Source organism: Acinetobacter sp. SH024 (genome assembly GCF_000163635.1).
GTDB lineage: Bacteria > Pseudomonadota > Gammaproteobacteria > Pseudomonadales > Moraxellaceae > Acinetobacter > Acinetobacter pittii.
This window is the reverse complement of record NZ_GG753600.1, coordinates 93,177-111,907: the sequence shown is the minus strand read 5'-3', so window position 1 is coordinate 111,907 and position 18,731 is coordinate 93,177. Positions and strand designations below refer to the sequence as shown.

The window sequence follows — 18,731 nt, the reverse complement described above, 5'->3', positions numbered from 1 at the left end:
CATAACCTATCCTTAGAAATTGGCACAAAAAGTGCTACATGCTCTATGTCAGAGTAGAAGCGTTCAGCATAGTAGTAATATTAATTGCTATGTGGGTCATTGCTCAGAAAACAGTTCATGTTCTTTACATAAAGTTATCTTTTATTAAGAACGTGTGGCTCTTTTTTGAATGTGACCCATTATTTCAATCTATTTGATTGGGTCACGATTATCCAAAATATGAGGTTGAAATATGAACAGCGCCAATATGACTCCAGTAGCTGAAAATGACTACAGCTTAGAAGAACTGCAAAAAGAAGCTCGTATGGGAGCTTTTGGTCAAGAGACCTTTGAACGGGAAGTCCGGGTCATTAATTTATCAAATTTTGAACAACGTAAATATGAAATTGCGGACCAACTCTGGTCAGCAGCTACCGATATTGGCTTCTTTCAAGTATCGAATCATGGGATTCCACTTGAGCAAATTCAAACTGCATTTGAAATGACACAACAGTTTTTTAATCTGCCAGAATCAATTAAAGCTCGCTACCCACTCAATCGCAATGCAGGTTGGGAAAGTAAGGCACAGGTTCGTCCATCGACCAGCACACCAGACCAAAAAGAGTCTTATCAAATTACCCGCCCACGTATGGAAGGTCTTTATCCTAGTCAAGAGGAATTACCTAATTTTAAAGATACCATGTTGGAGTTTGAACATGCATGTTGGCAAGTCGGCATGAAAATTTTATCTTGCTTTGCTTATAAACTAGGCTTTGCCGATAACTTCTTTACTCTTGCTCATGACCCGGATCAAGAAAGCTACCAAAGTACTTTAAGAATGCTGCACTACTATGCAATTGACCCTGCTCTTAAAGATCAATTAGGTCTATGGCGTGCAGGAGCACATACAGATTTTGACTGTTTAACGCTACTGTTCCAACGTAAAGGACAAGGTGGCCTGCAAGTTTGTCCGGGTAAAGATATGGAACAACAGCAATGGACCAGCATTGAGCCACGTGATGATGTAATTACCTGTAATATCGGTGATATGCTCACGCGTTGGAGCGATGATCAACTGCCTTCTAATTTTCATCGTGTCAAAAATCCTGAAACAAATGAATATCAAGGCGCACGTTATAGTTTGGCATTCTTCTGCCAAGCCAATGAAGATATGATCATTGAAGGGCCACAAAAGAAATATCCGGCCATTACAGCTAAAGAATATTTAAAACAAAGAATTAGCGCAAACTTCAACGGAAAGTATTAAAAGTACTGCGTACGGTCAGAGATAAATAGTCTCTGACCGTTCTGAAGTTTCAGCAATACATATTCTCATTAATCATTCTTAAACTTTTTATCCTTATTCAATAACGTAATATCCAGTTCAACTGGTCTGATCTGTTATTAAAAATACGGCTAATTTTAAGCACGCGCACCAACAAATAGATAAATTTTGTGTAGAATCAAATTATTTATTTATATATTTACGGTGTGTTGCTTATGAGCCCACAAGCTATGCTCAATGGAAAATCATCTCAGGTGACTGAGCAAGCGGTGGAAATCATTTATCAACGCATTCAACAAAATACTTATGCCGTCGGATCTGCTTTACCCTCACAACGTGAGCTTGCAATTCAATTAGGAATCAGCCGTGCATCTTTGCGTGAAGCATTAACCCGCCTTGCCGCTTTAGGTCTATTAGAAATCAAAGCAGGTAAAGGTGTTTACGTTATTTCACAGCATAGCCAAGCGGCAGAACAATGGGATGGTGAACATCGTGTATCACTTAAAGATTTCTATCAATTACGCTATGTACTAGAAAGTTTTTGCGCACTTCTCGCATGTGAGTATTTAACTGAAGATGATAAGTCCATCTTACAGCAACATTACCAATCATTAGCAAGTGCAATCAAAGAACAAAACTGGCAAGCAGCCTCTGAGTTTGATTATGCATTTCATCAACATATTATTGAACTTAGTCATAATCAATCGATTATTCAAACACTTAAAATACATACTGACTGGATTAAAAAGAGTCAGATCCTACCCTTTGTTCAACCCAATCTGGCATTTAAAACCATTCATGAACATGAATTAATTCTGCAAGCTTTATTTAATCAGGACTCAGCAGCAGCTGAAAAAGCTATGCAAGCACATATTATTGGTGCCGCACAGCGTGCTGGTGTGTATTTTTCCAGACATAACAGCGCAATATAATCATAAATTCCAAATTTGTAGTGCTATGCACTACTTTGCTCCATACTTTGAACCACATCAATACCACCTTTTTAAGATTGCTTTTTAATGGAGCAATATTACTGGTATGACCAGTAAAACCAGTTAATAAAATTGGCACACTTCTCGCTTAGAACGGTTTAGAAACTTACTTAAATACTTAGGATCTGAACAATGAATATCGCGATTGTAGGTGCAGGTATGGGCGGTTTAACTGCTGGTATCGCTTTAAAAAAATTTGGTCATCAGGTCACAATCTATGAGCAAGCAGCCGAAATATTACCTGTTGGCGCTGCCATCTCACTTTGGTCAAATGGTGTTAAGTGTCTCAACTATCTTGGTTTAACGGATCAAATCCAGAAACTAGGTGGACAAATGGAGTCTTTAGCATATCTTGATGGTCTTAACCAACAAACCATGACCCAATTTAGTTTGTTACCTTTATATAAAGAAGTAGGACAACGTGCCTATCCTGTCGCTCGAGCTGATCTACAACAATTATTAATGCAGCAATTTGGTGTGGAAGACATCAGACTCGGGATGAAAATGACTGCAATTGAAGCTCTTCAAAATGATGTCACCATACATTTTCAGGATGGTTCTCAGATAACAGCTGATCTACTGATTGGTGCAGATGGTACACATTCTCTTACGCGGCAGTTTGTACTGGGCCATCAAGTTGAACGTCGCTATGCTGGTTATGTAAATTGGAATGGCTTGGTTGATATTGATGAGCAGATTGCACCGGCCATGCAATGGACCACATATATTGGTGAAGGTAAACGTGTATCACTCATGCCCGTTGCACAAAATCGTTTCTATTTCTTCTTTGATGTGCCGCTTGAGGCTGGACTGTCAAATCAGCGTGAATATTATAAGCAAGACCTTAAAATGCATTTTAGTGGTTGGTGTGAACCAGTACAAAAACTCATTGAGCGTTTAGATGAGAAAAAAACCAATCGTGTCGAGATCCATGATATCGAGCCTTTTATGAATTTCTATAAAGGACGTGTAGTGCTCTTAGGTGATGCTGCCCATAGCACAACTCCAGATATTGGACAAGGTGGCTGCCAAGCCATGGAAGATGCGATTTATCTTGCTCGTGCCTTACAAATCAATACCTTTGGTTTAGAAGATGCTTTGAGCCGCTATCAAAACAAACGCAATGATCGTACTAAGGAAATGGTGTTAAGAGCCCGAAAACGTTGCGATGTGACACACATGAAAGACCCGAAAATCACGCAAGAGTGGTATGAATCTTTATATCAGGAACAAGGTACTCACATCATGCAAGGGATCATCAGTAATATTATCGGCAATCCTCTCGACTAAATATTTAAATGCTTTCCCCCTCTATAGGGGGATTTTTTAACCCATAAAAAAAAAGTGCATATTTCGATTTAAATATGCACTCTATGCTATAAAACACAGTTAAAACTTATAAGACAGTGCAAAACGGTTTTGTAAGAACTTTTTGTCATAGCGTGGTGATGTTTGGATACCTGCAAAATTGCTGACACTAAAACCTTTTAAAGCTCCCGTAAAATTATAAATACCAAACAACATATATTCAGATTGATTTCGACTCGCGACATTTTCCGACTCTTTTAAGTCCATAAATGAATAACGCGCGCCAGCTATCAACTGATCTGTCAAATTACCTTCTAAAGACAACATCAATGCATTACCTGAACCTAAATCTTGAGTGCTGGTGAAAAATGGCTGGGCAAAAAGTTCACCTGAAGAGGTTTTAGCTGCATAGGGTGTTAATAATGCCCCATTTAAATAACTACCCTGATCTGGTTTTATATAGTTATACGCGACTTTTAGACTGGCGGTAGGCATAACCTTAAACGCAGCCTGTACACCGAAAATTTGGCTATTAACCTCTCCAGCAAGTGCTTTGCCCTGATCTTTACCTGAAATATACTGGATTGAAAATTCAGGACTATAATTAAGCATTGGAATTGCTAAATCAGCTTGGGTATAGATTAGACGCGTATAGTCATCATAATTTTGATACCAAAATTGCGTTTTTAAACTTTTATCATTGGCTAAATTAAAGCGCTTCCCTGCACCAACCGACCAAACCCCATTGGTTTCCACATTTGAATTTTGACGAGAAGTTTTATTGAACTCATCCTCGCCATAACTTTTATATTTATTTACTTTAGTGAGTCGTAAGAAATCATAATTATTCCCGATCTGTACATCAGCAGCCTGATATAAAAACATCAATACACGACGGTCAGCATAATCGCCCATAAAAGGTAAATTTAGCCGCTGGTTACCAATCGTCACTCTAGCCAAATCGTTTTTCCAGCTTACATAAGCTTCTGCTAGACCATCCCTATCTTCTTTTAATTCTGGCACTTCATCATTTTCATTTTTATCATCCAGACGGCGCTGTATGTCGTATCCCACAGCTGCCTGTATGCCATAAAAAGGAGCTGTTTCATATTTAATATACCCACCAATGACGGTCGTATCCTGATTTAAATTATTCACAAAATAGCCATTATTAAGTGAGTAATATGCAGATTTAACTACCCCATGAATACTGCCGCATGCAAATGCTGCCCCTATACGGTCCATTGCATCATTACTCGTCTGACAATCCTGCTTTAGATTAAATAGGCCATTCAGACTGGTATCAGCAGCCCATACCGGCACAGTAGCAGCCATGCTCAGCATAAGTAATGCCGATTTTAATTTAAAATTTCTCATAAAATTCCCCTATAAGATTTGATTTGAAAGTCGCTTATGGTCTTTCAAAAGACCTGTTTTTGACCTTTTTAAAGTCAAAATCCCCCTAACCTATTCATTATTGAATAAGCGACCTTTAAATTTTTGCGAATGAAAATGCGGTTAAATTAGAATGTCTAATCCCTAACCGGTGTCGATCAATGCCCTGAATTTATGGGCGTAGTTGCAACATCAACGGACTTTTTGCTAAACGGTAAGTGGTTAAAAATAATATTAAGCAAAATGGCAGTGATACAGGCAGAACTAATACCTGAATGTAATAGGGTTTTTACCCATGTCGGAAATTGCGCATAAAACTCTTGGTTTACAATTGGAATCATGCCGATTGTGAGTGAAGTAGCGACAATAATCAGATTCTTATGATCGTTATAATCTACTTTGGCTAAGGTTCTTATCCCACTAGCAGCAACAGTGCCGAATAATACAATGCCCGCTCCACCTAAAACTGGCATCGGAATTGATGCAACAAAGCGGCCAATAACAGGTAATAAACCCAAGATAATTAAAATTCCACCAGCTGTTGCGACTACAAAACGGCTTTTAATACCTGTAATTGCAACCAGACCTACATTTTGAGCAAAGGCGGTTTGCATGAATGAACCAAAGATTGGGGAAATTGCACTCGATAGCATATCTGCACGTAGACCATCACCAATTCGTTTTGAATCAACTTTAGTTCCAACGATTTCACCAATCGCAATAATATCGGCCGTGGTTTCAGTCATGATTACCAAAGTAACAATTACCATGGAAAGAATGGCAGAAAATTCAAATACAGGAGAACCAAAATGGAAGAAACTTGGAAAAGCAAAAATAGGACCCGTACTTACTCTTGAGAAGTCAGTAAAGCCTGCAATATAAGCAATTACTGTACCCAAAACGATTGCTGCAAGAATCGCAAGGCGGCGCAGAATCTGATTTTGCAACATACTAAAAATAATCACAATCGCTAGCGTAATTACAGCCAAACCAGTATTAGTCGGATCTCCCCAGTTTTCAGCTTTCGGGTTTCCTCCCATAATCCAGCGGATCGCAACAGGTGTGAGCGAAATACCAATCATGGTAATGACGCATCCTGTGACCACAGGTGGAAAGAAGCGGATAATTTTTGCAAAGAATGGTGTAATCAACAAACCAATTAGAGATGCGACAATCACAGCACCAAATGCAGATGGCAAACCCCCACCGGTACTCACAATTGCCAAAATAGTGGCAACCCCTGCGAAAGATACTCCTTGCACAATTGGTAATTTTGCACCGAAATATTTAAAGCCAATGGTTTGTATAACTGTGGCGAGGCCTCCCACAAATAAGGCGGCAGCCACCAATAAGCCAATCTCTGAAGCATCTAGACCTGCAGCTGCACCAATAATCAATGGCGGTGCAATAATCCCACCGTACATGGTCAACACATGCTGCAAACCATATAAGATGTTTTTATTCATCCCTAAATATTGATGTTCTGCCGAGATATGCGGATCTCTCTCTGGATTTATATTGTCTTGATGCATGGGTTAATTCCTCAAATTAAATTCATGATGTCCATATTGCTTGGGTTGATTTAGCTGCCACGATACGTTGAATATGAGAAAGGACTGATCAATAGAGGCACGTGAAAGTGCTGGTGAATATCATTGACTTTAAAATCAATACAGACTCTCGGATAAAAGCTATTGGTATTTAGGGCCTGAAAATAATCCCCTACTTCAACAACCAATTGATAATGACCACGAATAAATGAGTCGACATTAAATGCTTGAATACGTCCATCTGCATCAGTGAACTGTTCATCGATTAAAATATATCCATGGCTCGTTTCCTCGAATAATTTCACCAATACTTGAGTTACTGGCTCGCCGAGTGATGCACTTAAAATATGTGTGCTGATACCCGCCATTATTGAATCTCCTGATTTGAGCGAAGAAGGACGTTTCTGAATTAATTCAGAAATCCAAGTTGGGATATGCACACAAGCTTGTAATACCAGCCGAGCCTGACTAGAAGCTAGTTGATTAAAAGTTTCGAGTTGCATATCCGCTCCAATTTAATGCATTGTCTGACTGGTCTGACCAGATGCATTAAATTAAGCAACAAATATGCCAGTTTAAATAAGATAGGCTTTCTAATAGTTATACATACAATCGGTTTAAAACTACTTCAGGCTTATTTAAATGCGAATAAAAGAAATAAAATTCTTTCAAAATAACTTTATGTAGACTTTTGAACAGTATCCTTAGGGATAGAAAACAACAATAAAAAAAGAGACCAGTTTGTGGTCTCTTTTTTGAATTGATTAGATAGCTTCTCTGGTCATCTCACCATTCACCAATCTTAAAATCTGCAACGGGTTGCTGTCTTTTAAAGCCTCTGGCAATAAGCTTTGCGGATAGTTTTGATAACACACAGGTCTGAAATAACGGTCAATTGCCAAGGTTCCAACAGAAGTTCCTCGGGCATCTGAAGTGGCTGGATATGGTCCGCCGTGTACCATCGCATCACAAACTTCAACACCCGTTGGATAACCATTTATGAGCAATCGACCAGCTTTTTCTTCTAACACTGGAACCACATCTGCAAACTCGGTTAAGTCTGCTTCGTCGGCAATTAAAGTTGCAGTCAGTTGACCATTCATGCTTTGTAGCGCCTGAATGAGTTGAGCTTTATCTTCAACCTCAATGATGACGGTGGTTGGTCCAAAGATTTCTTCTTGCAGAAGCTGGTCACCCGCCAGTAACAGCTCAACATCGGCTTTAAAGAGTTGTGGCTGTGCCTGATTGCCTTGCTGGGTTTGACCTGCCAAGTGCTTAATACCTTGATGCTGGGTTAAGTGCTCAAGACCAGAGGTATAACTTTTCAAGGTGCCGGCATTGAGCATAGTCTGTGCAGGTTTGCCACCCATAATTTCGGTTAGGTTACTAATGAGCTGACTAAACTCGGCTGATTTAATTCCCAAAATTAAACCTGGATTGGTACAGAACTGACCACAACCCAAAACAACTGAATCTGCCAAGTCCTGTGCAATTTTTTCACCACGGGTTTTCAGGGCTTCTGGCAATAATAACATCGGGTTAATGCTGCTCATTTCAGCAAAGACCGGAATTGGCTGTGGACGGGCTGCTGCCATATCACATAAAGCGCGACCACCACGAAGTGACCCCGTAAAACCAACTGCTTGAATTAAAGGGTGTTTCACTAAAGGTTCACCGACACCATTACCATAGATCATGTTAAATACGCCTTTAGGCATATTTGATTTTTCTACGGCACGTTCGATTGCCTGCGCTACAAAGTCTGCTGTCGCCATGTGGCCACTATGCGCTTTCACCACTACAGAACAACCCGCTGCCAGTGCCGAAGCAGTGTCACCACCTGCGGTTGAAAAGGCGAGCGGAAAGTTACTTGCCCCAAAGACTGCCACAGGGCCAACACCGATTTTAATCTGACGCAAGTCTGGGCGAGGTAAAGGCTGACGCTCAGGCAAGGCTGTATCAATCCGCGCACCTAAAAAGTCACCACGACGTAACACTTTGGCAAATAAACGCATTTGTCCACTGGTACGGCCACGCTCGCCTTGTAAACGTGCAAGTGGTAAAGCGGTTTCCTGTGAGACAATTTCAAGAAAATCTGTACCTAATGCATCGAGTTCATCAGCAATATTTTCTAAAAAGGTAGCACGCTGTTCAGGTGATGTATGACGATAAGTCTTAAACGCTTGACTGGCGGCTTCACAGGCCTGATTAATCTCTTGCTCAGTTGCATGGTGAAACTCATAAGGTAGAGCCTCATCAGTCGTAGCATGAATACTTTTTAATAAAGTTGTACCTTGTGCACTACGTGAACCGCCAATAAAGTTGTGTCCGATAACCATTTTATATTCCTTAGAGTGTAATAACTGAACCGATCGGTAGCTCTGGTTGTGTATGTGCGAGCTTATTTTTGAGTGGAAGTCCGAACTCTTTCATCTCTATTTCAAACTCATCGTTAACCTGTGCTTGAATACCATCAGCAAAAGATAGAGTCGCTGTACCGAAATAGTGAATATGAACATCCCCTGCTTTTAAGAATTGTTGATACTTAAAGTGGTGATATTCCAGATTTGCCAAGCTATGGCACATATTGTCTTCACCAGACAAAAACTCTTTTTCCCAAATGATTTGTCCATCACGGCGCAATCTGCTAGTTCCGACTAAATGTTTTGGTAACTCGCCTGTACGTAAAGCTGGACCAAAACTACAAAAACGTAATTTTGAATGCGCCAGATATAAATAATTACGACGCTCCATCACATGGTCAGAATATTCATTGCCCAGCGCAAACCCGATTCGGTAAGGCTTTAAGTCTTCGCCAATAACATAGAGGCCTGCAATTTCAGGTTCTTCGCCGCCGTCTTCGGCAAATGGTGGTAAAGGTAATTCAGCTCCTGGCCTTACCACGATTGAACCGTCACCTTTATAAAACCATTCCGGTTGTGCTCCGATCTGACCTTGTGCTGGACGCCCCTTTTGTAGCCCCCATTGAAATATCCGCATGGTGTCGGTCACCGAGCTGTCATCACTTAAATTTTGTTGATGCATTTTGTCGCGTGCAGATGCAGAACCTAAATGGGTTAAGCCTGTACCAGAAACTAAACAGTGCGTTGGGTCTGGATGATCTAAAGGCGGCAATACCTTTAACTCTGCTAATAAAGATGAATAATCATAGGTTTCCGCTTCAAAGCCTAACGCCTCAACTTGTTGTTCCAGTGAAACTTTATTACGGATTGCTAAAAGTGCTAAATCACGAACCGATTGAATATTTTTAACCGGATATGTCATGTTGCCTTCTACTTTAGCGACGGCACGTTGATTTGCACGATTCTCAAATTGAATAATTTGCATGTTTTATTCCTTACAAAGGCTTTTGAATATTCACTGTTTGTGTTTTTTGACGTTCGAGCTTGGCATAGACGATGTAAGTCAGAATCAAGCCAAAAAGCATGACGATAGATAAGAAATACAAACCAGCAGCCATATTTCCCGTGTATTCTTTTAAAAGTCCGATCCCAAATGGACCGACATAGCCACCTAAATTTCCAACGGAGTTAATTAAGGCAATACCAGCCGCTGCACTTGCACCCGTTAAGAAACGACCCGGTAATGTCCAAAACACGGCAGTCGATGAAAATAGACAGAACGCAACTACAGCCAAAGCTGCCAACTGCATAACTGGAGAATTTAGCCAACCACTTAAAAACATTGCACAAGCACCTAGTGCATACAGAAAACTTAAGTGTCCGTAACGATCGTTCAGGCGGTCAGTACTACGCGGAATAATGAGAAGTCCAATAATTCCAAAAACGTAGGGAATGCTAGATAAGAAGCCAATTTGAATATCACTACCTCCCCCAAATTGCTTAATAATGGTAGGAAGCCAGAGATTTAAACCGTAAATACTTAAAGTCACTGGTAAGTAATACAATGCTAATAAAAGTACGCGTTTGTCTTTTAAGGCATGCAGTGGATTGGCATGTCGGGTTTGGTCATATTCGGCTTCATCTTTAACAAGTTCATTTTTAAGCCATTGTTTTTGTTCAATGCTTAACCATTTCACTTTATCAATATTATCTGGCAACCACAGGAATGTCGGTAAAGCCAATAAAACCGCGGGCAAGCCAACTGCAACAAACAACCATTGCCAGCCGTGCAAATTTGCAATGCCATCCATTCCAAGTAATAGACCAGCTAAAGGCCCTGCAATCATCATGGCAATCGGTTGTGAAAGCACAAACATTCCCATGATTTTTCCGCGATGCCGCACCGGATACCACTGTGTAATTAAATATAAAACACCAGGGAAAAAACCTGCCTCTGCTACACCGAGTAAAAACCGTAATAGATAAAAACTTTTAGGGCCTTGAATAAGCGCCATGGCCATAGTGATGAGGCCCCATGTTAATAAAATGCGGGTAAACCATTTACGAGCACCAAATTTGTCTAAAAGCAAATTACTTGGAACTTCAAAAAGAAAATATCCAATAAAAAATAAGCCAGCTCCTAAACCATAGGCAGCATCACCAATTCCTACATCTGCACCCATATGCAAATGGGCAAATCCGACAGCAGCCCGATCAATGTATGCCACAAGATATAGTATGACTAATGCAGGTATCAGCTTAAACGTGACCGTCCGTATTACATCCTTTTCGAAATCCATGTTCGACTCCATTTCCTTTTATTTACTTATAGAGCATCTTGCTCGTAAATTATCCCTTCAATTTAAAATATAGTAATACTATTTAAATTTCAAACCTTTTAAAAATAAAATTTATGGTGTATTTTTAATTTAATTAATTCTAATAGTAATACTATATAGGGAAATTTGTATGAATAACAAACAAGTTCTTCGTTCGGCTGCTTGGTTTGGTACAACGGATAAAAATGGCTTTATGTATCGCAGCTGGATGAAGAACCAAGGAATTCCAGATCATGAGTTTCAAGGCAAGCCCATCATTGGGATTTGTAATACGTGGTCTGAACTCACCCCATGTAATGCGCATTTTCGAAAAATTGCCGAACACGTAAAAAAAGGGATTTTAGAAGCGGGCGGCTACCCTGTTGAGTTTCCTGTATTTTCAAATGGTGAGTCGAATTTACGTCCTACCGCCATGTTTACCCGCAACTTAGCCAGTATGGATGTTGAGGAAGCTATTCGTGGTAACCCTATTGACGGCGTGGTGTTACTGACAGGTTGTGACAAAACCACCCCTGCATTATTAATGGGTGCCGCAAGTTGTGATATTCCTGCCATTGTAGTAACTGGTGGGCCAATGCTGAATGGTAAGCACAAAGGTAAAGACATTGGTGCAGGTACTATCGTTTGGCAAATGCATGAAGAGTTAAAAGCAGGCAAAATTGATTTAAACGAATTTCTATCTGCTGAATCTGGTATGTCACGCTCGGCTGGTACATGTAACACCATGGGTACAGCTTCTACAATGGCGTGTATGGCTGAAGCCCTAGGCACTTCTTTACCCCACAATGCGGCCATTCCAGCGGTAGATTCTCGCCGTTATGTGTTGGCTCATCTTTCAGGTATGCGCATTGTTGACATGGTTCATGAAGATTTACGTCTTTCCAAAATCTTAACCAAAGAAGCCTTTGAAAATGCGATTAAAGTCAATGCAGCTATTGGTGGTTCAACCAATGCCGTAATTCACTTAAAAGCAATTGCTGGACGCATTGGGGTTGATTTACAACTCGATGACTGGAACCGTGTTGGCCGTGGCATGCCAACCATTGTTGACTTACAGCCTTCAGGCCGTTTTTTAATGGAAGAATTTTATTATAGCGGCGGTTTGCCAGCCGTGATTCGTCGTATGGGTGAAGCCAGTCTCTTACCACATCCACAAGCCTTAACCGTAAACGGTCAAACCATTTGGGAAAACTGCCAGCAATCACCTATTTATAACGATGAAGTGATTCGGAAAATAGATAACCCAATTCGACAAGATGGCGGTATGTGTATTTTGCGCGGTAATTTAGCCCCTAAAGGTGCGGTGCTTAAACCATCTGCTGCCACACCTGAACTGATGAAACACCGTGGTCGTGCAGTCGTATTTGAAAACTTTGATGATTATAAAACCCGCATTAATGATCCAGACCTTGATGTTGATGAAACTTGTATTCTTGTGATGAAAAATGCCGGCCCTAAAGGCTATCCGGGCATGGCCGAGGTTGGAAATATGGGGCTACCACCAAAAATTTTAGCCAAAGGCATTACCGACATGGTTCGTATTTCCGACGCACGAATGAGTGGAACAGCGTATGGCACGGTCGTTTTACATGTTGCCCCTGAAGCCATGGCAGGTGGGCCTTTGGCCGTAGTTCAAAATGGTGACTTTATCGAACTTGATGCCTATGCTGGAAAACTTCACCTAGAAGTGAGTGATGAAGAACTTAAGCAACGTCTTGAAAATTTAGCACCATCAGCTCCACCAAGTTTTATTGGCGGTTACCGTAAGCTCTATGTAGAACATGTTTTACAAGCCGATGAGGGCTGTGATTTTGATTTCTTGGTCGGTTGCCGTGGCTCAGAAGTTCCACGTCATTCTCATTAATATTTATTCTTGAAAAAGATGATCTTGTTAAAACACAAGGTCATCTATACCATAGGATATTCAACATGTCGTAATAGTGAAATATGAGTAAAGCTGACTATAAAAATCCTATTCCAAGCAAAAGCCAACATGCATTAATTGTTCAACAATTGGGATTAAAAATTGTTTCTGGAGAAATTTCAGAAAATGAGAAACTCCCAAGTGAAGTTGATTTATGTGAGGAATATAAAGTCAGCCGCCCTGTCTTTCGCGAAGCAATCCGTGTTTTAAACGCTAAAGGCTTAACTTACTCAAGACCCAAAATTGGAACTGTGGTAAGGCCTAAAGAAGAATGGCATTTACTCGATCCAGATGTATTGTTTTGGCTAATTCAAACCACGCCTGAACACGAATTTTTTAAAACACTTTCTACCGTACGACGCGTTTTAGAACCTGAGCTTGCTTATATTGCAGCAAGTACAGCAAACGAAGAAGATATTGAACGCATTAAACATGCCTATGATGGGATGGAAAAAGCAACAACAGTTGAAGAATTTATAGAGCCAGATATTCAATTTCACTTAGCAATTGCCAAAGCAACGCATAATGACTTATTGGCTTATATGTCAAAAATGCTGGTTTTACCTTTACAGCAATCTATTCAAGTCACCAGTCTACGCCCAAATTTACAAGGCCATTCACTACCTAGACATAAAGCGATTTTAACCGCAATTGAAAATAAAGATCCGCTCTCGGCTCGCCATGCTTCACTTGTTCAGCTAGACGACACCAAAATGGCTTACGATTTAATTAAAAAATAATTTGATATATTCACTATTTAAAGCCTGATCACTCAAAATAAAGTAATCAGGCTTTTTTATTTATAAATTAGAATACCTTTTTAACTGAGACAGTAAATGTCGAATCAATCGGATTTGAAATTGGCGCATCAGGTTCACCATTACTATACTTTTTATAGAAACCATCTTTGTCCCAAGCTTTGGCATACGCTAAGCCAGTAGTCCAGCCATCTCCTAAATCCTTAATCAGCTCGATTTTCATATCTTGAAAGTTAGCTTCTGAGAAATTTTTAACTCTTTCATAGCCATAGTGAGCACCAAAAGTCCAAGACTCATTGATAGGCTGAGTAAAAGTTAAGTCTAAATAAGTTGTTCCTCGTGAACGTTTACCCTCAGGTCCCCCCATCGTATCTGAGTTATAGCCTGCATAATCTGGGGTATAGGTAATATAATATTTAAGAGTCAAAGGCCCATAACCAATTTGAGGCACAATTTCGCCATAGTTATAACTGGTACTCCCCGTTTCAGGTGTACTTTTAGCTCCCGGATAGTAGTAATAAAAAACCGTCATTCCAGCCGAAAACTTATCAAAAGTTTTTATATAACCTGTGTAAAAATCCCACTCAACTGAAGCATCACGAAGATAGTTAGAACTTACATTGGATGCCCAAGTCCCCACAAATAATCCATTCGGATTTGCATAATCTAGACCAATTTGTAATGCAGGCTTGCCCCAAGTTTGTTGAAAACCACGTGATATATATTGACTTGCGAAGGTTATATTAGCACTGTATGGAGAAATTTGTTCTTGTTCGTTTACTTGTTCAGCATGTACAACACCAGTAGACATAATAAGAGAAGCTATCCCTAAAATTTTTCTCATCTAATAATCCTTTTAAATATTACCTATAGGTTTAAAGTTTTAAAATAACATGATAATTCAATTTAAAACGTATTAAAAAGTTATAAATTCAAATTTCTGGACACTTCTTCTTGACTATAGATCTCTTCAATACAATCTAAAATTTTAGGAATATACGAACTTTGGTCCATGTTGCGCATAGATAGAGAAATAGGACTATAAGCTTCTAAATCTAAGATATTTAAATAAGTTAGATTCTTCATTCCAATATCACAGGCGCTTTCTGGAATAATACAAATACCCTCTCCAGATGCCACTAAGCCAAGAGCCATATGAATTTCGCGGACTTCAGTCAGTTTGGCGGGAACAAGACCTAATTTGGTAAATAAAGCTTGAATAGTGGTCGAAAAATTCGGTTTAGGTGTTGTGGGATAAGAAAAAATTGTCTCATTGATAATTTGAGATAAATAAATTCCTGATTCTTGGAACTCACTTAAAGGATGTTTTTTATGAATCGCGAGTTTTAATTTTTCTTTTCGAAGTAGAAGTCGCTTAATGGCTGGATCACTAATCGGCAATCGACCAAAACCTAAATCGATTTTGCCTAACTTTAAAGCTTCGACCTGATCTCGTGTACCACATTCAATAAGCTCGACATGAATATCTGGATTTTTTTGTCTAAATAGATAAATGACCTGTGGTAATCGCCCATAAAGAAGCGAACTCACATAGCCAACTTTAACAACATTCTCAACCAGCTTCATTTTTTTTGCCATAGAAGCTGCTTGAGCCGTATGCGTTAAAATCTGAACAGCATGTTGGTAAAAAAACAGCCCTGCTTCTGTCACTTTTAATGGACGTGAGCCTTTCAAGAACAGATCAATGCCTAACTCTTCCTCTAGTTTTTTAATTTGACGCGTGAGTGGTGGCTGAGCAATAAAAAGCTTTTCTGCGGCCTTAGTCAGACTTTGTTCTTCAACAACGGTAACAAAATAACGTAGATGTCTTAATTCCATTAATATACCTTTTTAGTATCTTAAAATACCGTTCTATATCTATTTTAGGCTATTACATTCTTCTATGGTATGTAAACAAGTTCGTAATAGTTGAAACTTCATGTATAGAACCATAGAAACCATACTTGTGGATATTCCAACTATCCGTCCTCACCAGTTGTCTGTGACTACCATGCGTACTCAGACTTTGGTACTCGTTAAAATTACGACCACGGATGGTATTGTAGGTTGGGGTGAAGCGACCACCATTGGTGGACTGAACTATGGTGAAGAAAGTCCTGAAAGTGTCAAAGCCAATATTGATACTTACTTTGCACCATTACTCGCATCAGTTAAAGATTTAAATGTTGCTCAAACACTAAAACTGATTCGTAAGAATATTAATGGTAACCGTTTCGCGAAATGTGCCATTCAGACTGCTCTACTGGATATTCAGGCAAAACGTTTAGGCGTGCCATTAAGTGAAGTTTTAGGTGGCCGTCTGCGTAATAGTTTACCTGTACTTTGGACGCTCGCGTCTGGTGACACAGAAAAAGATATTGCTGAAGCTCGAAAAATGATTGAGTTAAAACGTCATAACACGTTCAAACTCAAAATTGGTTCACGCCCTTTGCAACACGATGTTGATCATGTTATTGCAATAAAAAAAGCACTCGGTGCAGATATTAGTGTACGCGTTGACGTAAATCGTGCATGGTCAGAGCTGGAATGTATTCAAGGTATTCAACAGCTACAAGATGGCGGGATTGATTTAATTGAACAGCCTTGTGCTATTCAAAATACTGAAGCACTTGCTCGCCTCACCCAACGTTTTGATGTCGCAATCATGGCAGATGAAGCTTTAACTGGCCCTGACAGCGCATATCGTATTGCAAAAAGTCATGGTGCAGATGTATTTGCGGTGAAGATTGAACAATCAGGTGGTCTGATCGAAGCGTGTGAAGTTGCCAAGGTTGCAGGTTTGGCTGGAATCGATCTTTATGGCGGTACTATGCTTGAAGGCCCTGTAGGTAGCATGGCTTCTGCTCATGCGTTTGCAACCTTTGAAATATTAGCTTTTGGTACTGAATTATTTGGTCCGTTATTGCTTACCGAAGAAATTTTGAAAGAACCGCTACGTTACGAAAACTTTGAATTGCACTTGCCAACGGCTCCCGGCTTAGGCATTGAAATTGATGAAGATAAAGTCGAGAAATTACGTCGTTAAGGCAACAGGATAAGGAGTTTCCCATGTTATTTCATGTACGTATGGATGTGCATATTCCACTTGATATGCCAGCCGACAAAGCAAATGAAATTAAGGCTGTTGAAAAAGCCTATTCGCAAGACTTACAGCGTCAAGGTAAATGGCGTCACATCTGGCGTATTACAGGCCAATACTCAAACATCAGTATTTTTGATGTCGAGAGCAATGAAGAATTGCACAATATTTTACAGGGTTTACCTCTCTATCCTTACATGGACATTGAAGTTATGGCGCTTAATCGTCATCCGTCTTCTGTTCGTGATGATGATTCGTAAACCAAAAGAATTTTTTTAAATGTGATCTCTGAAGTCCATTTAAAAAACCAAGCAGATTATTCAGAAGGTAACAAGGAACGTGGCGGCAATTATTCGCTAGCAAAACAAAATGCCCGCAGCGCTGCCACCCAAAACCGTATTGCATACTTAAGGAGTTTTAGTATGAACCGTCAACAAATTGATGCGCTTGTAAAACAAATGAATGTCGACACTGCAAAAGGCGAAGTTGATGCACGTGTTCAACAAATTGTAGTGCGCCTTCTTGGGGATTTATTTCAAGCCATTGAAGATTTAGACATCCAACCATCAGAAGTATGGAAAGGTTTGGAATATTTCACAGACGCAGGTCAAGCAAACGAACTTGGTCTTTTGGCAGCTGGCTTAGGTTTAGAGCATTATCTTGATTTACGTGCAGATGAAGCTGATGCAAAAGCTGGCGTTACGGGTGGCACACCTCGCACCATCGAAGGCCCACTTTATGTAGCTGGCGCGCCTGAATCTGTTGGTTTTGCACGTATGGATGATGGTACAGAATCTGGCAAAATCGATACCTTAATTATTGAAGGTACCGTAACTGATACTGATGGCAATATCATTGAAAATGCCAAAGTTGAAGTATGGCATGCCAACAGTTTAGGTAACTATTCATTCTTTGATAAGTCTCAATCTGACTTCAACTTACGCCGTACTATCTTGACTGATGCAGATGGTAAGTATGTTGCATTAACCACTATGCCTGTAGGTTATGGTTGCCCGCCAGAAGGTACAACTCAGGCCCTTCTTAACAAATTAGGCCGTCATGGTAACCGTCCATCTCACGTTCATTACTTCGTTTCTGCACCGGGTTACCGCAAGCTGACTACTCAATTCAACATTGAGGGTGATGAGTACTTATGGGATGACTTTGCTTTCGCAACCCGTGATGGCTTAGTTGCAACAGCAGTTGATGTAACTGACCCAGCTGAAATTCAACGCCGTGGTTTAGATCACGCTTTCAAACACATCACATTTAACATCGAACTTGTTAAAGATGCCGCTGCTGCTCCTTCAACTGAAGTTGAACGTCGTCGTGCTAGTGCTTAATTGAAAGTATATGTGAGTTAAAAGTTCGCTTTTGACTCACAAAATTTATTCCATTTATTACTACCATTAAGAATTTAAATAAATTTTTAGCGGTAGTAATACATCACGTTACCTCATGCTCTAAGGTTTCTCACATGATTGACAAAAGTAAGTCCTCACTAAGCGAGGTTCTATCGCAGATTAAAGATGGTGCAACCATTCTGATTGGTGGTTTCGGTACCGCAGGACAACCCGCTGAACTCATTGATGGTCTTATTGAACTCGGTGTTAAAGGCTTAACCATTGTCAGCAACAATGCCGGTAATGGCGATTATGGTCTGGCGAAACTGCTTAAGGCTGGTTCGGTTAAAAAAGTCATCTGTTCTTTCCCACGTCAGTCTGACTCTTATGTGTTT

Annotated in this window: 17 protein-coding genes; 9 read left to right on the top strand and 8 right to left on the bottom strand. The window is 40.0% G+C overall.

The genetic code is table 11. The annotated features are described in order from the left end of the window. Positions 1-232: 232 nt before the first annotated feature. From HMPREF0013_RS06485 to hpxO, 3 genes are all read left to right on the top strand, one after another. Positions 233-1,246, top strand: a complete 1,014-nt coding sequence (locus HMPREF0013_RS06485) for an isopenicillin N synthase family dioxygenase (RefSeq protein ID WP_002113935.1) — start codon at positions 233-235, stop codon at positions 1,244-1,246. Positions 1,247-1,479: 233 nt separating this feature from the next. Then, the gene (locus HMPREF0013_RS06480) at positions 1,480-2,196 is read left to right on the top strand and encodes a FadR/GntR family transcriptional regulator (RefSeq protein ID WP_002113694.1); all 717 of its coding nucleotides are present in this window, start codon (positions 1,480-1,482) and stop codon (positions 2,194-2,196) included. Positions 2,197-2,388: 192 nt separating this feature from the next. Continuing rightward, positions 2,389-3,546 carry an FAD-dependent urate hydroxylase HpxO gene (gene hpxO, locus HMPREF0013_RS06475; RefSeq protein WP_002113556.1) on the top strand — a complete coding sequence of 386 codons (1,158 nt, stop codon included), beginning with the start codon at positions 2,389-2,391 and terminating at the stop codon, positions 3,544-3,546. Between the two features lie 99 nt (positions 3,547-3,645). Here the strand turns inward: hpxO and HMPREF0013_RS06470 are convergent, their stop codons facing one another. The 6 genes from HMPREF0013_RS06470 to abaQ form a co-directional block, all read right to left on the bottom strand. Next, on the bottom strand, positions 3,646-4,941 hold the full coding sequence (locus HMPREF0013_RS06470) for a hypothetical protein (RefSeq protein ID WP_002113687.1): 1,296 nt from the start codon (positions 4,939-4,941) through the stop codon (positions 3,646-3,648). 176 nt (positions 4,942-5,117) lie between these two features. Continuing rightward, on the bottom strand, positions 5,118-6,491 hold the full coding sequence (locus HMPREF0013_RS06465; RefSeq protein ID WP_002113838.1) for a nucleobase:cation symporter-2 family protein: 1,374 nt from the start codon (positions 6,489-6,491) through the stop codon (positions 5,118-5,120). 50 nt (positions 6,492-6,541) lie between these two features. Continuing rightward, positions 6,542-6,877, bottom strand: a complete 336-nt coding sequence (gene uraH, locus HMPREF0013_RS06460; protein WP_002113914.1) for a hydroxyisourate hydrolase — start codon at positions 6,875-6,877, stop codon at positions 6,542-6,544. Positions 6,878-7,273: 396 nt separating this feature from the next. Further along, positions 7,274-8,848, bottom strand: a complete 1,575-nt coding sequence (locus tag HMPREF0013_RS06455; RefSeq protein ID WP_002113745.1) for an aldehyde dehydrogenase (NADP(+)) — start codon at positions 8,846-8,848, stop codon at positions 7,274-7,276. 10 nt (positions 8,849-8,858) lie between these two features. Beyond that, positions 8,859-9,857, bottom strand: coding sequence for an AraD1 family protein (gene araD1 / locus HMPREF0013_RS06450; RefSeq protein ID WP_002113632.1), 999 nt, complete (start codon positions 9,855-9,857; stop codon positions 8,859-8,861). 10 nt (positions 9,858-9,867) lie between these two features. After that, positions 9,868-11,172 carry a multidrug efflux MFS transporter AbaQ gene (gene abaQ / locus HMPREF0013_RS06445; protein ID WP_005074187.1) on the bottom strand — a complete coding sequence of 435 codons (1,305 nt, stop codon included), beginning with the start codon at positions 11,170-11,172 and terminating at the stop codon, positions 9,868-9,870. A 169-nt stretch (positions 11,173-11,341) separates the two neighbouring features. Between abaQ and HMPREF0013_RS06440 the strand changes: the two genes are divergently transcribed. Both HMPREF0013_RS06440 and HMPREF0013_RS06435 read left to right on the top strand, forming a co-directional pair. Beyond that, the gene (locus HMPREF0013_RS06440; protein ID WP_002113765.1) at positions 11,342-13,075 is read left to right on the top strand and encodes an IlvD/Edd family dehydratase; all 1,734 of its coding nucleotides are present in this window, start codon (positions 11,342-11,344) and stop codon (positions 13,073-13,075) included. A gap of 83 nt (positions 13,076-13,158) precedes the next feature. Beyond that, positions 13,159-13,875 carry a FadR/GntR family transcriptional regulator gene (locus HMPREF0013_RS06435; protein WP_002113901.1) on the top strand — a complete coding sequence of 239 codons (717 nt, stop codon included), beginning with the start codon at positions 13,159-13,161 and terminating at the stop codon, positions 13,873-13,875. A gap of 67 nt (positions 13,876-13,942) precedes the next feature. Here the strand turns inward: HMPREF0013_RS06435 and HMPREF0013_RS06430 are convergent, their stop codons facing one another. After that, positions 13,943-14,737 (bottom strand): TorF family putative porin, encoded by a 795-nt coding sequence (locus tag HMPREF0013_RS06430; protein ID WP_002113679.1) that lies wholly within the window; start codon positions 14,735-14,737, stop codon positions 13,943-13,945. A gap of 80 nt (positions 14,738-14,817) precedes the next feature. Next, on the bottom strand, positions 14,818-15,732 hold the full coding sequence (locus HMPREF0013_RS06425) for a LysR family transcriptional regulator (protein ID WP_002113856.1): 915 nt from the start codon (positions 15,730-15,732) through the stop codon (positions 14,818-14,820). Positions 15,733-15,832: 100 nt separating this feature from the next. Here HMPREF0013_RS06425 and HMPREF0013_RS06420 point away from each other — a divergent pair, with 100 nt between their 5' ends. The 4 genes from HMPREF0013_RS06420 to HMPREF0013_RS06405 all read left to right on the top strand — a co-directional run. Beyond that, entirely contained in the window at positions 15,833-16,939 is a 1,107-nt protein-coding gene (locus HMPREF0013_RS06420; RefSeq protein WP_005802126.1) for a muconate/chloromuconate family cycloisomerase, read from the top strand. A gap of 23 nt (positions 16,940-16,962) precedes the next feature. After that, on the top strand, positions 16,963-17,253 hold the full coding sequence (gene catC / locus HMPREF0013_RS06415) for a muconolactone Delta-isomerase (RefSeq protein WP_000897235.1): 291 nt from the start codon (positions 16,963-16,965) through the stop codon (positions 17,251-17,253). Between the two features lie 162 nt (positions 17,254-17,415). Beyond that, on the top strand, positions 17,416-18,336 hold the full coding sequence (gene catA / locus HMPREF0013_RS06410; RefSeq protein ID WP_002113693.1) for a catechol 1,2-dioxygenase: 921 nt from the start codon (positions 17,416-17,418) through the stop codon (positions 18,334-18,336). A 134-nt stretch (positions 18,337-18,470) separates the two neighbouring features. Next, positions 18,471-18,731: 3-oxoacid CoA-transferase subunit A (locus tag HMPREF0013_RS06405; protein ID WP_005802110.1), on the top strand; the 261-nt coding region annotated here is incomplete at its 3' end.